Origin of the sequence: Sphingomonas sp. SUN019 (assembly GCF_024758705.1) — a bacterium.
GTDB lineage: Bacteria > Pseudomonadota > Alphaproteobacteria > Sphingomonadales > Sphingomonadaceae > Sphingomonas.
The window spans coordinates 1,624,326-1,637,741 of sequence record NZ_CP096971.1 but is presented as its reverse complement, the minus strand read 5'-3'; the positions used below and the strand labels follow the sequence as shown (position 1 = coordinate 1,637,741).

10 protein-coding genes are annotated in these 13,416 nt (G+C 66.7%); 5 read left to right on the top strand and 5 right to left on the bottom strand.

What is annotated here, in order from left to right:
- Positions 1–2: 2 nt before the first annotated feature.
- Positions 3–1,277, bottom strand: a complete 1,275-nt coding sequence (purD, locus tag M0208_RS07970) for a phosphoribosylamine--glycine ligase (RefSeq protein WP_258891179.1) — start codon at positions 1,275–1,277, stop codon at positions 3–5.
- Between purD and xseA the strand changes: the two genes are divergently transcribed.
- Genes xseA through M0208_RS07945 form a run of 5 tightly spaced genes read left to right on the top strand, consistent with a single transcriptional unit; the run spans position 1,276 to position 7,104 of the window.
- Entirely contained in the window at positions 1,276–2,646 is a 1,371-nt protein-coding gene (gene xseA, locus M0208_RS07965) for an exodeoxyribonuclease VII large subunit (protein ID WP_258891178.1), read from the top strand. The genes purD and xseA overlap by 2 nt on opposite strands.
- A 12-nt stretch (positions 2,647–2,658) precedes the next feature.
- Entirely contained in the window at positions 2,659–2,859 is a 201-nt protein-coding gene (locus M0208_RS07960) for a DUF2093 domain-containing protein (RefSeq protein WP_258891177.1), read from the top strand.
- The gene (locus tag M0208_RS07955) at positions 2,856–3,671 is read left to right on the top strand and encodes a M23 family metallopeptidase (RefSeq protein ID WP_258891176.1); all 816 of its coding nucleotides are present in this window, start codon (positions 2,856–2,858) and stop codon (positions 3,669–3,671) included. Before M0208_RS07960 ends, M0208_RS07955 begins: the two co-directional genes overlap by 4 nt.
- Positions 3,668–5,119: a tetratricopeptide repeat-containing sulfotransferase family protein gene (locus tag M0208_RS07950; protein ID WP_258891175.1), complete on the top strand. Its 1,452-nt coding sequence runs from the start codon at positions 3,668–3,670 to the stop codon at positions 5,117–5,119. The genes M0208_RS07955 and M0208_RS07950 overlap by 4 nt, the downstream gene beginning before the upstream one ends.
- Positions 5,116–7,104 carry a tetratricopeptide repeat-containing sulfotransferase family protein gene (locus M0208_RS07945; protein ID WP_258891174.1) on the top strand — a complete coding sequence of 663 codons (1,989 nt, stop codon included), beginning with the start codon at positions 5,116–5,118 and terminating at the stop codon, positions 7,102–7,104. Before M0208_RS07950 ends, M0208_RS07945 begins: the two co-directional genes overlap by 4 nt.
- A 24-nt stretch (positions 7,105–7,128) precedes the next feature.
- Here the strand turns inward: M0208_RS07945 and M0208_RS07940 are convergent, their stop codons facing one another.
- The 4 genes from M0208_RS07940 to M0208_RS07925 all read right to left on the bottom strand — a co-directional run bounded on the left by M0208_RS07940 (position 7,129) and on the right by M0208_RS07925 (position 13,350).
- Positions 7,129–7,371: a hypothetical protein gene (locus M0208_RS07940; RefSeq protein ID WP_258891173.1), complete on the bottom strand. Its 243-nt coding sequence runs from the start codon at positions 7,369–7,371 to the stop codon at positions 7,129–7,131.
- A gap of 137 nt (positions 7,372–7,508) precedes the next feature.
- Positions 7,509–9,017, bottom strand: a complete 1,509-nt coding sequence (locus tag M0208_RS07935; protein ID WP_258891172.1) for a putative 2OG-Fe(II) oxygenase — start codon at positions 9,015–9,017, stop codon at positions 7,509–7,511.
- A 13-nt stretch (positions 9,018–9,030) separates the two neighbouring features.
- Positions 9,031–10,191, bottom strand: coding sequence for an aspartyl/asparaginyl beta-hydroxylase domain-containing protein (locus M0208_RS07930; RefSeq protein ID WP_258891171.1), 1,161 nt, complete (start codon positions 10,189–10,191; stop codon positions 9,031–9,033).
- Between the two features lie 111 nt (positions 10,192–10,302).
- Positions 10,303–13,350 carry a TonB-dependent receptor domain-containing protein gene (locus tag M0208_RS07925; protein ID WP_258891170.1) on the bottom strand — a complete coding sequence of 1,016 codons (3,048 nt, stop codon included), beginning with the start codon at positions 13,348–13,350 and terminating at the stop codon, positions 10,303–10,305.
- Positions 13,351–13,416: the final 66 nt, after the last annotated feature.

The following is a 13,416-nucleotide window of genomic DNA, read 5'->3' as shown; positions in this document are numbered from 1 at the left end:
CCTTACCCTGCCGGTCCGTCCTGTCCAACCACCGCGCGCCAGCCGATGTCGCGGCGGCAGAAGCCGGTCGGGAAATCCAGCGCGTCGACAGCGCGATACGCCGCCGCCTGCGCGGTCGCCACGTCATGGCCGGTCGCAGTCACCGCCAGCACGCGCCCGCCCGCTGCGACGACGCCTTTCCCCTCCGCCTTCGTGCCCGCCTGAAACACCATCGCTCCGGTCGCCTCCGCCGCAGCGATCCCGCGCACCGCGCCGCCGGTTTCGGGGGCACCGGGATAGCCGTTCGCGGCCATCACCACGGTCAGCGCGACCGCATCGTCGAACGCCGGGGCCGGCAGGTCGGCCAGCCGTCCCTCCGCCACCGCCAGCAACGTTTCCAGCAGGTCGCCCGCAAAGCGCATCATCAGCACCTGGCATTCGGGATCGCCGAAGCGGACATTATATTCGATCAGCTTCGGTCCGTCAGCCGTCAACATCAGTCCGGCGTACAGCACGCCCACATAAGGCGTTCCCGCGCCCGCCAGCGCATCGATCGTCGGGCGGACGATCTCACCCAGCGCGCGTTCCTCCAGATCGGGGGCCAGCACGAACGCCGGGCTGTACGCGCCCATCCCGCCGGTGTTTGGGCCAGTATCGCCGTCGCCGACGCGCTTGTGGTCCTGCGCGCTGCCGAATGCGGCGGTCGTCGTACCGTCGCACAGGACGAACAGGCTCGCCTCCTCGCCCTCCAGGAACTCCTCCAACACCGCTTCGGCCGGACCATCGGCGAACAGATCGGCAATCGCGGCTTCGGCCTCCGCGCGGCTCATCGCGACCGTCACGCCCTTGCCCGCCGCCAGCCCATCGGCCTTGATGACGACGCGTTCTCCGAAATCGTCGAGCGTCGCCAGCGCACCGTCTTTCGACGTCACGCGGAAATAGCGCGCGGTCGGGATGCCGACGCGCGCGCACAGATCCTTGGTGAAGCCCTTCGATCCCTCCAGCTTCGCCGCCTCGCGGCCGGGGCCGAACACGGGAACGCCGATCGCACGGATATTGTCGGCCAGCCCGTCGACCAAAGGCGCTTCGGGGCCGATCACGACCAGCCCGATCTGGTGGCGGCGGCAGAAATCGATCGTCGCGCGGTGATCCGCCGGATCGAGCGCCGCGATCGTCGCGTGCTCGGCGATGCCGGGGTTGCCGGGCGCGGCGAAGAGCGTATCGAGGCGGTTCGATTGCGCGATTTTCCACGCGAGCGCGTGCTCGCGCCCACCCGAACCTATCAGCAGGACGTTCATGGCCGATCCCCTCTTCGACGTGCAGCCCGCGCGGCTGGTAGCCGAGCAGGTGCCGGGCGACAACGCCGCGGCGATGAGCGTCGGCGAACTGTCGCAAAAGCTGAAGCGGATTGTGGAGGGCGAATTCGGCCACGTCCGGCTGCGCGGCGAGATTTCGGGCTACAAGCGCGTCGCCTCGGGTCACGCCTATCTCGCGCTGAAGGACGACAGCGCGGTGATCGATGGCGTGATCTGGAAGGGGCAGGCGGCGGGTCTGGCGTTCCGCCCGCAGGACGGCGTCGAGGTGATCGTCACCGGACGGCTGACGACCTATCCGGGGCGATCGAAATACCAGATCGTGATCGAGCGTATGGAGCTGGCCGGCGCAGGCGCGCTGATGGCCTTGCTCGAAAAACTGAAGGCCGAACTGGCGGCGGAGGGGCTGTTCGCGCCCGAACGCAAACGGCCGCTGCCGTTCCTGCCGCGACGGATCGGCGTCGTCACCTCGCCGACCGGCGCAGTCATTCGCGACATTCTCCACCGGCTGGAGGATCGCTGTCCGACGCATGTGCTGGTCTGGCCGGTGAAGGTGCAGGGCGACGGGGCCGCGGCGGAGGTCGCCGCGGCGGTGCGCGGGTTCGATGCCCTGCCAGCGGCGTTGCGTCCCGACCTGGTGATCGTCGCGCGCGGCGGCGGCTCGATCGAGGATCTTTGGGCGTTCAACGAGGAGATCGTCGTGCGCGCGGTCGCCGCCTGCACGATCCCGATCATCTCCGCGGTCGGGCATGAAACCGATACGACGCTCTGCGACTATGCCGCTGATCTGCGCGCGCCGACCCCGACCGCGGCGGCGGAGATGGCGGTGCCGGTGCTGGCCGACCTGCGGCTGACAATCGCGGGCCATGCGCAGCGCGCCGAACGCTGCGCGCGGCGGCACGTCGAACGTGCGCGCGAACGGCTGACCGCGCTCGCCCGGTTGCTGCCGCCGCGCGACCGGTTGCTGGGGCCGCAGCGCCAGCGGCTCGACGATGCTGGAATGCGGCTCGATCGCGGGCTGGAGCGGCGCGTCGCGCGCGACCGCAGCCAGCTCGACCGGGCGGGCGGGGCATTGCGGCCCGCAGCGCTCCAGCGGCGTGTCGATAGCGCACGGCAACGGCTGATCGACGTCGGGCGGCTGCTCGATTCGGTCAATCCCGACACGATCCTCGACCGCGGCTATGCCCGCGTCACCGCGCGCGACGGCGCGACGTTGACCAGCGCGGCGGCGGCGCGGGCGGCGGGAAACCTGACGCTTCATTTCAAGGACCGCGAGACCGTTGACGCCAAGGTTGAGCGCAGCGCCAAGCCCGCCTATCCTGCCGCCAAGCCCGATCAACCGACCTTGCTGTAGAGACCCCGCGCGATGCTGATGTCCAACACCGACCGCCCAGCGCGGCTGCACTATATGGCCAACGGTTTCCGCGTGCTGGCGCCCGGCGACCACGTCGTCTGCGCCGCGACCGGCGCGCGGATCGCGCTGGAGGATCTGCGCTATTGGGACGTGGCAGGGCAGCGCGCCTTCGCCAGCGCCGCGCTTGCGATGGATGCGCTCGCCCCGCGATGAGGGTTCTTGCGGCGGCGGGCCTGCTGCTCGCGACGACCGCGGTCGCGCAACCCGCACCGCATTTCATACTGGAGGGCGTCGCCAATCAGGGTGGCGTGCTGCGCGGTACGGTGCCCGCAGGTACGATGCGGCTGACGTTCGACGGCCAGCCGATCCCGATCACCTCCGACGGCCGCTTCATCGTCGCCTTCGATCGCGATGCAGGGGCTGCGGCATCGCTGGTCGCGACCCTGCGTGATGGGCGGCCGATCGTGCAGACCCTGTCGGTCGCCCCGCGCGCGTGGCGGATCGAACGGCTGAACACGCTTCCCAAGGTGCCCGTCCCCAGCGCCGATTTCCAGCGCCGCCGCCCCGCCGAACTCGCGCAGATCGCCGCCGCACGCCTGAACGACAGCGCGTCGATCGGCTGGAGCCAACGCTTCATCTGGCCCGTAACGGGCCGCATCTCGGGCCTGTTTGGCTCACAACGCATCTACCGCGGCGAACCCGGCGCATATCACTCCGGTGTCGACGTGGCGCGCCCGGCCGGCACTCCGGTCGTCGCCCCCGCCGACGGCGTAGTGATCCTCGCCGCCGCCTCACCCTTCACGTTGGAGGGCAATCTCCTGATGATCGACCACGGCATGAACCTCAACACCGCCTTCCTCCACCTGTCGCGGATCGATGTATCGGTCGGCGAACATGTCCGGCAGGGCGAGCAACTGGGCCTGATCGGCGCCACCGGCCGCGCGACCGGGCCGCACCTGCATTGGGGCATGAAATGGCGCGACGCGCGGATCGATCCGTTGCTGAGCGCCGGGCCGATGCCGTGACCGCGGTCGACGATCGCAGCCGATCGATGCTGACACGCGCCGCGCAATTGTTTCGCGCGGGGCAGGATGACGCCGCAACTGCGGCGTATGAGGCGTTGCTGGCCGTATCTCCGGCGCTGCCCGACAGCTGGTATAATCTGGCGCTCCTCTATCGCCGTGCGCGGCGGTTCGACGATGCGCTGTCGGCCTACGCGCGCGCGCTGTCATACGATGTCGAGAAGCCCGAAGAGGTGCATCTGCAGCGCGGCGTGATATTCGCCGATGACCTCGCCTTGTCCGACGACGCGCGGCGCGAACTCGACGCTGCGCTTGCGCTGAACGACTCCTATGTTCCGGCGCTGCTGAACCTGGGCAATTTGCATGAAGATCGCGGGGATGGCCAGGCGGCGCGCGACGCGTATGACCGCGTGCTGGCCATCGACCCGGACAATGCGCTTGCGCTGTCACGGTTGATCGGACTGACTGACGCCGGTCCGGTGCTGGACGGTTTGCGGGCGCGTGCCGCTGCGCTGCTGATTGCGCAGGGTATGGACACGCTGGATCGCGCCGATCTGGGCTTTGCGCTTGGCGCGGCGCTCGACCGGACGGGGGACTATGACGCCGCGTTCGCCGCCTATGCGCAGGCCAATGCGGCGAGCGCGGCGGTCGCGCGGTCGGCGGGGAGCCGCTACGATCGCGCCGCGATGAGTGCGTTGGTCGATCGTCTGATCGACGCCTTTCCCGCGGCAGTTCCCGCCTTTTGCGATGACGGTGGTTCGGCGCCGTTGTTCATCTGCGGCATGTTTCGATCCGGATCGACGCTGGCCGAACACCTGCTTGCGCGCCATTCGCGTGTCGTCGCAGGGGGGGAGCTCGACATCCTGCCCGCCTTGATCGAGCGTCATGCCAGCCCTTATCCGCAGGCAGTCGCCAACGCCGATCTGGTGAAAATGCGCGAGGCTTATCGCGCTGCCATCAGTCGCCGATATCCTCCCGGCACGCAGCTGACCGACAAGCGCCCCGACAATGCGCTGCACATCGGCCTGATCAAACTGCTTTTTCCTGCCGCGCGGATCGTCCACACCGTGCGCGATCGGGCCGATACGTGCCTGTCGGTGTATTTTCTCCATGCCGGGCCTGCGCTCGCGTACGCTACCGATCTTGGCGACATCGCGCATTATCACGCCGAGCAGACGCGGCTGATGGCGCATTGGCGTCGATTGTATCCGGATGACATCTTCGATCTCGACTATGACCGGCTGGTTTCAAATCCCGCGGCCACACTTGAGTCGCTGGTCGATTTTTGCGATCTGGACTGGGAGCCCGCAATGCTGACGGCGCAATCCGACGATAACGCGGTGCGCACCGCGAGCAACTGGCAGGTACGACGGCCGATCTATCGGGAGTCTTCCGGGCGCGCGCGCCACTATGCTGCGCATCTCGGCGCTCTCGAAGGAACGAAGTTTTGAGCAGCAACGCCCCGCAGATACTCGCGCTGGCCAAATCGGGCGACGTCGCCGGGGCGATCGCCGCGGGAGAAGCTGCGCTGGAGACTGGCGTGCGCGATGCCGGGCTGGCGATGTTCGTCGGGATGCTGTGCTGTCGCCAAGGCGATTTGAGCCGCGGCGTCGCGCATCTGCGTCGTGCGGTGACCTTCGCGCCGGATCAGGCGATGCCCGCCGTCGAACTCGCGCGAGCATTGCTGTCGATGGGCGATAACGAGGCGGCGGCGGTGGCGGCGGTGCCGCTTGCCGATCCTAAAACACCGATCGGTCGCGAGATGCAGCGGATTTGCGCCCATGCGACCGTGCGGCTGGGCGACGCCGACGAAGCGGCTGCGATGTTCGATCAATTGGTCACAGCCGACGCCGCCGATTTCGAAAGCTGGCGCGGGCTTGGCGGTGCACGGCTGGTACAGGGAGATGCGGTCGGCGCCATCGCTGCACTGGAGAACGCGACCCGGTTGCGGCCGGCGATCGGCGGCGCGTGGACCGATCTGGCGCGCGCGCACAGCGTGTCGCTGGCCTTCGACGCGGCAGAGGACGCCGCGCGGCGCGCGGTCGCGCTGCAACCTGACGATGCGGCGGCGCAGCTCGAACTGGCACGTGCGTTGGCCGGATTGCGTGTTCTGGATGCCGCGCGCGATGCGCTTTCGGTCGCGCGCGCCAATGCGCCCGACAGATCGGATACGTTGTGCGAGATCGCCGACGTCGCGATGGTCAGCAAGGCGCTCTACATGGCCGAAGCCGACTATGGTCGCGCAATCGAACTGGAACCGACGTCAGAGCGTGCGTGGCTCGGCCTGGCGATGGTGCTGGAGCGCACCAACCGTGCGGCAGAGCTGCGCGACCTGGTGAGTGCGTGCGAGGCGGCGGGGCTGTCGGAGGATGTCGTCGCGCTACCGCGCGCGCGAGTCCTTCGCAGCGAAGGGAGGCTGGACGAGGCGATGAGCGCGTTGGCCCGCGTCCCTGCCGAGGTCGATCCAGTCGGGCAGGCGCAGTTGCAGGGCGACATCGCAGACCGGCTGGGCGACGTCGACACCGCCTTTGCCGCGTTCACCAAAGCCAATGCGTTGCTCGCCGAGTCCGCGATCGGCAGTCACGATCATGCCGAGGCGTATCGTGACACGTTTCGGAGGCTGACGCAGCTTGTCACGCCTGTCTGGTACGCCGGCTGGCGCGCCGCGCCCATGCCATCGGCGCGCCGTGCGCCGTTGTTCATCTTCGGTTTTCCGCGGTCCGGCACCACGTTGATCGATACGATGCTTAGCGGTCATGCCGACACGGTTGTGCTGGAGGAGGAGCCGGTGATCGATCGCGTGGCGGCGGCAGCCGGTGCGCTGGAACATCTCGGTCAGCTTTCGGACGCGGATATCGCGCGGCTACGAGCAGTCTATTTCGCAGAGGTCGATCGTATCGTGCCCGATCTCGGCGACCGGCTGATTGTCGATAAACAGCCGCTGGCGCTGGGCAGCACACCGGTTCTGCATCGCATCTTCCCTGACGCGCGCTTCATTTTCGCCGAACGACATCCGTGCGATGTGGTGCTGAGCTGCTTCATCACCAGCGCGCAGATGGACGCGAAGGTGGCGAATTTCTTCGACTTCACGAGCACGGCGCGGCTGTACGATCAGGTGATGGCCTATTGGTACGCCTGCCGCGACACGCTCGCGATCGATGTGTTCACGACGCGCTACGAACGACTGATCGCGGACCCCGAAGCCGAACTTCGCGCGGTAGCGATGTTTGCAGGGCTTGAGTGGGATCCACGCCTGATCGACCATCAGCGTAGCGCCAGCGCACGATCGTACATCGCGTCGCCCAGCTATGCGCAGGTGGCCGAGCCGATCTACATGCGCGCCAAGGGCCGCTGGCTAAGGTACCGGCAGCACATGGACCCCGTTCTTCCGATCTTGAAGCCGTGGGTCGAACGGCTCGGCTATGACCTCGGGTGACGCGCCAACGCGCTCACCCCACGGTCACCCGCCGATCTGGGGCTTGAACGCCTGTACGCGATCGACCGTTTCGCGCTGTTCGCGCTCCATCTGATCCCATTGCATCGCCGTCAGGCAGGTGCGCTTGGACTGAAGTCGGCTTCCGATGACCTGTTCGGTCCGGCAGATCATGCGATTGGGATCGCTGGTCTTCGATTTGTCGCGTTCTTTTGCCGCAACAGGACTGGCGACCACGGCCAGCGCGCATAGCAACACGATCTTCTTCATCGCCATTCCTTCCGAAGACGTCACCAGCATATAGGGTTGCTTACGCAACTACATCTCGAAAAGCGAGTCGTCGCAACTGCATTCCTGACGGCGACCGCGTCTGATCGTAACTCGGGACATGCGCTCGAACCAACACGTCATGTCACGTCGAAGGCGACCGTCAAGCGTTCCCCTGCGGGAAAGGGAAGCGTGCCGTGCCACATCGTCGACGGGAAGAGCACCAATCGCCCCGGTAGCGGATCGATCGTCTGCTGCGCGGGGAGTCCGGTTTCGAGCGACGCTTGCGGATGACCTAATGTGAGGCGGCCGACATCGGCGTCGGGCGAACGTGACGGCAGCGCGACGTAGAAAGCCGAGCTCAGCCAGCCCTCGGGATGGACGTGCGGATCATGACGCCCGCCGGCGCTCAACCGCACCGACCACGATCCCGCAAACCTTGGGTGACGCGGTATGCGGCCCAGCAGCGGATGCGCGGCGTCGCGCGGCGGCAGCGCGGCGATATAGTCGCGCACCGCATCGATCAGGCGCGCGCGCACCGCGGCGATGACCGGATCAATCCGCGACAGCAACGGCCCGTCGGTCTGCGTGCCGCCGCGAACTGATTGGTCGAGCGGTTGCGCACGGGTGACATGAAGCGCGCGAAGGGTATCGGCCAGTCGCGCAAATTCCGGCCAGTCGGTCCCGATGTCGATGATCCGCACCAGGCGGCTGTCGTCGAGCCAGGCATGGCGCGGATCGTCGAGCAGGCGCCACGCCAGCGACAGGTACGGCCATGCGGCGTCGATGCTGTGGGCCGGCAATCGACCGTGCAGCACGGCGATCCGTTCGGGCTGATGGCGACGCAACAGGTGTCGCAGCCAATGGACCGTGACGGTCGGATCGCCTAGCGGATCGAGCGCGTCGAACGCCGCATCCGCTGCATCCAGTCGCCCTTGTTCGGTCGCCGCCATCGCGGCGAGCGCGCGGATCGGCGGTTGATCGCCGCACCACGCGCGCGCCTCGTGCAGTGCGGCGTTCGTGGCCGCATCATGCCTTGCACGAAGGAGCGCCGATATCTTCAGCTGATGCAGCCGCCAATCGGTCGGCGCGCCCGCGATCGCGGCGTCCAGCACTGCCAGCCAAGTCGGATCGCCTGCGGCATGACGCATCCGCAGCAGCGCGCCATGTCCGGCGAACCAGCCGGGGTGATTAGCAAGCATCGCGGCGAGCAATGCATCCGCCGCCGTGTGATCGCGCGCGGCGTCTAGTGCGGCAGCGTGGCCCAGGATAACGTCGCCGTCATTAGGCGCGAGCGCGCGCGCTCGCGCATACCAGTCGAGGCTGTCCAGCCCGGCTTCCGCGGTGGCGCGCGCGCGCGCATGGATCAGGACCGGGCTGTCCGGCGTTAGCGCGACGGCGCGATCTAGTGCCGCGAGAGCAGGGGCGAGATCGCCGATCGCGCGGTGCAGCAGGCCAAGGACATGCCACGGCGTCGCGGCGTGTGGCGAGCGTTCCACGGCCAGCGTCACGGCCTTCAAGACGTCCTCCTCTCGCCGCGCCTCCAGCGCGGCGACGCCCAACGCGCTCGCTTCGTCCGGCGAAAGCGTCCGGGCCGCCGCCGCGGTCAAAAGCAGGTCGACGTTCGGGTTGGTCACCGCGCGCTGCATGTCCAATGCCGCATCACAAAGGTGCGCCGTCCGCGCTTTCGTCGGCTTCCATCAGCCGCTTCACCGCGGCGCGTTCGGTCGCGTCGAGCCCCGGATGCCAGGTGTCTATGATGAAAACGACGCGCGGCACGTCGCCGTCGTTCGCGGCCTCATGTTCGATCGTGTCGTCGAACACGAATGCTTCGCCCGGGCGCCATTCGCGGCGTGTCGCGCCGACCCGGAACCAGCAATGGTCGGGGACGACCAGCGGCAGATGACAAACGAGCCGCGTGTTGGCGATGCCCACGTGCGGCGGAATGCGAGTGTGCGGTTTGAGCAGCGAAAACATCGCGTTCGGGGATCGCCCACCGACATGAGGCTGTTCGATCTCACGCAGTATCGCCATCGTCTTCGGGCATCGCGCGGCGTTCGCCGTCACCTCCCTCCCGCCCTGCAGAAGGTGGAAGGCTGTCCAGTCGAGCGAGTTGTTCAGCGCCGCCCACTGCCGCACCGGCAGGTCGGCCGCATATTGGACATAGGGTTCGGATCGCGCCGATGTTTCATGCTGAAGCGCAAGGAATTCATCGCGAATATCGTCGGTCGCCGCCTCCAGCGTGGCCAGCCACGGAAAGTCGGCGCGATCGTGGAACTCGCGCTCGATCAGGCCTGGATAGTGATAGTGCGTCGGCTCCGAATGATAGACGCGGGTCTGGCGCAGCGCATTGGATGTGAAGCGAGCAAGGCGTAGGCGTACGGAGTTCGGAACGCCGCCGTCACGGTCCACGACATTCATCCATTCGCCCGATACGCGCGTGCGATACGCTTCGCCGACCTGACGCGCATGATCGATCAGTCCGCGCAGGCTTTGCGCTACCGGTTCGTCATCGCTCAATTGCGCCAGCGCGCGAAGATAGAAGCGTGCGGCCTCATCGGCGTCGCCCTTTCCTTCCAGCAGACGGGCACGGCTCATCAGCGCCATGAAGTGGAGCGGGTCGACGCGTAGCGCGTCGGAAACGGCGTCCAGTGCGCCCCGTATGTCACCCCCGGCGCGGCGCAGCGCGGCGAGTTTCAGCCAGCTGTCGATTCGTCCGGGTGCGGCGGCGACCACCTGTTCGAGCAATTGGCGAGCGGCGGCAATATCCCCGCGTGCAGCGGACTGATCCGCCTCGCGCTCCGTCAGATCAACGTCACTCACGCATTCGCCTCCGGCCTTCACCATGACCATGCCGTGAAGGACCGGCCCGGCACAAACGAAAACGGCGGGCCTTGCGGCCCGCCGTTCCGTTTTTCGTTTCGGTAATACCGATCAGAAGTCGAGCGTGACGCCCGTGTAGATGTAGCGGCCCAGCGTGTCATACACCTGCGAATAGGTGTTGCCGTTGCCGAGCGACTGGCCGTTGAGCGGCGGCTGCTTGTCGAGCACGTTGTTCGCGCCGACCCGGAACGTGAACGTATCCGCGACCGGCACGGTCAGCGCCAGATCGAAGTAGTTCTGCTTGGCCAGGCGCGCGTTGCCCGGACGGTTGCCGACGGCGCCCGCAACCGGCCCGGTGGGGCTGCTCAGGTTGGTGTTAGGCGACGAATCGTCGTTGTCGACCGCGGAGAAGTAACGCCACGCGCCCGAGATGCTCGGACCGGCCGGCGACGTGTAGGTCACGCGAACCTTGTGACGCCATTCGGGGTTCGGCGTGCCGCACTGCGCACCGAAATAGCCGACGCAGTCGAAGCGCGACGGCCCGACCTGATCGGTGACCAACTGATCGAGCCAGGTACCGACCATGCTGACACCAAAGGTGCCGATGCTGCCGATTTCCTGAGTGTAGCCGACCGTAACGTCGATGCCCTTCGTCGAAAGACGACCGGCGTTCAGGTTGGTGTCGGTCACGAAACCGTCGGCGCGATCAAGACGGCCCGAAGCACCGCGATTGATCAGGCCGCAAAGCGTCGGATCGCCGGTCGCGAGGCACTGCGACAGGATGGTGTCGGCGCCAAGGATGCCGATCTGATTGTCGATCCGGATGTTGAAGTAATCGACGGTCGCCTGGAACCCGCGCAGGAACGAAGGCGTCAGGACGACGCCGGCCGTGAACGAGTTCGCGATTTCCGGCGTCAGGTTCGGGTTGCCGCCGAGCAGGCCGTTGTACTGCGATGCAGGATTGGCGGCGATGTTGCCGAACTGGGCAGCGGTCAAACCGGTCAGCGCGCACTGCGCCTGGGTAAAGCCGTTGACCAGGCCGCCGACAGCGGGACCGGCGCAAGGATCGGTCACACCGTCAAGCGCGATGCTCTGTGCCGAGAACAGTTCCACCGCGTTCGGCGCACGGGCGGAGCGACTGTAGCTGACGCGCGCCGTAATGTCGCGCACCGGCGAGAAGGTGGCTTCCGCCTTCCACGTATCGGTGTCGAACTGGTTGCTGACACCGTTGCCGGCGGTTTCGTACGCCGAACGACGATATCCGCCGCCGACAGTCAGGTTGTGGAAGAACGGACGATCCTGAATCAGCGGCAGCGATGCTTCGACGAACGCTTCCTTGACGTTGAACCCGCCGCGGACCGGCGTGGTCGCGCCACCCTGGCCCGCACCGTCACCCGACAGGAAGTTCGAGTCGACCTCGAAGTTCAGCTGCGAGTTGCGATACTCGGCACCGACGTTCAGCGCGAAGCCCTCAGTCGCGAGCGGGCTGACGATGCCATATTCGCTGCCAAGGAACGTGAACGAGGCGTTGGCGATCTGCTCGGTCGTCTGACCGCGCGAGAAAAGCGGCAACTGCAGATAGTTCAGCGCCGCTGCAGACACTCCACCAGTGGTGAAGATGTTGTAGGGGACGCAGAGCGGATCGGTACCGTCGACGACCGAGCGGCAGGTCGGCGTGCCGTTGACGTTCACAACGTCGATCGCACGCGCTGAGCGAGTGATCGAGAAATCGTTGCGATACGTCTGCGCGAAGTTCACGCGGCTGTACTGATAATATGCGTCGTAGCTGATGCCCTTGGCCACATCGCCGCGCGCGCCAAAGACGCCGCGGTAGGTGGTGTGCTGCAGATCGTCCTGGCGCCCACCACCCTCGACGTTACGACGGCCGATGTAGAGGTTGGCGCGCGTTACGCCGGTCGAATCGACGAACGTATTGGTCGGGTTGCAGACGATGCCGAGCTGCTGTGCGGACAACAACGGGTTGTCGCAGTTGATCGTGCTGGTGTTGAAGAACAGGCCCGACGGCGCGATCTGGGCGACCGTGCGGTCGTCCATGAACATGAACTCCATGTACGGCTTGAATTCATCCGACACGTCGTAGTTCGCGAAGAAGCCGGCGGTGTAGCGTTCGTCGGGACGCTGATAATAGTTGGTCGGCGCGAAGTTGAACAGCACCTGGCCAGGCACGAACTGGTTGCCCTGGACGTTGTAGTAAGCGCCCTGGATATAGAACGAACCGGGAGCCGACGTGCCCGAGCCGCCGCAATTGTACTTGCGTCCGCCAGCAGCGACCGAAGTCGCCGTCGTGGATGCCAGCGAGCATGCCGAATAGTCGCGACGATCCTGCGTGATCGCGTTGATCTTGCGATAGCCGCCGTAGGCGGTGATGTGGCCACGGCCGTCGTCAAATCCGACGCCAAACGACGCGGTGACATCGACCGTGCCGCCATCGGCCACGGAGCCGTCCGGGCGACCGAACCCGCGCGCATCAAGCGCGTCGGTAACGTCACGGCCGGCGCGGTTCTGGTGCTGGTAGAAGCTGTATTGACCGTCGAGCTTGAAGCCCTCGAAATCGGTATCCATGATGAAGTTGACGACGCCGGCGACGGCGTCCGCACCATAGACCGACGACGCGCCGCCGGTCAGCACGTCGACGCGCTTCAGCAATGCCGACGGGATGATGTTGATGTCGGCGAACGGCGAACGCGGGTCACCGGGAACGAGGCGACGGCCGTTGACCAGCACCAGCGTGCGCGATTCGCCCAGACCGCGGAGGTTGAGGGTCGCGGTGCCAGTAGCGCCATTCGAGATCGATCCGCCCTGGCCAGCGAACACCTGCGGCAGCGCGTTGACGAGATCTTCGATACGGGTCGTGCCGGCCAGCTTCACTTCGGCGGCGCCGATCGTAGTGACGGGGCTGGCCGATTCCAGTTCCGGGCGCGGGATGCGCGAACCGGTGACGATGATGTCGCCGCCCGAACGATCGTCGGTCTGCGTGCCGTCGCTCGAGTCGGTCGGCGGCGTGGCCGACGACGGATTGGTGGTGGCCGGCGAGATCGGCGCTTCCTGCGTCGTCTGGGCGTAAGCCGTCGATGCGGCGAACACGGCGCCCGCGATCGTCGTCGACGCGAGTAGCCGCTTGCGGAATAGATTCATCATTCGATCCCCTTTAGATCCATCGGTGCACGCCCAGTCGTTGCTGACGCGAGTACCCTGCCAGCCTGC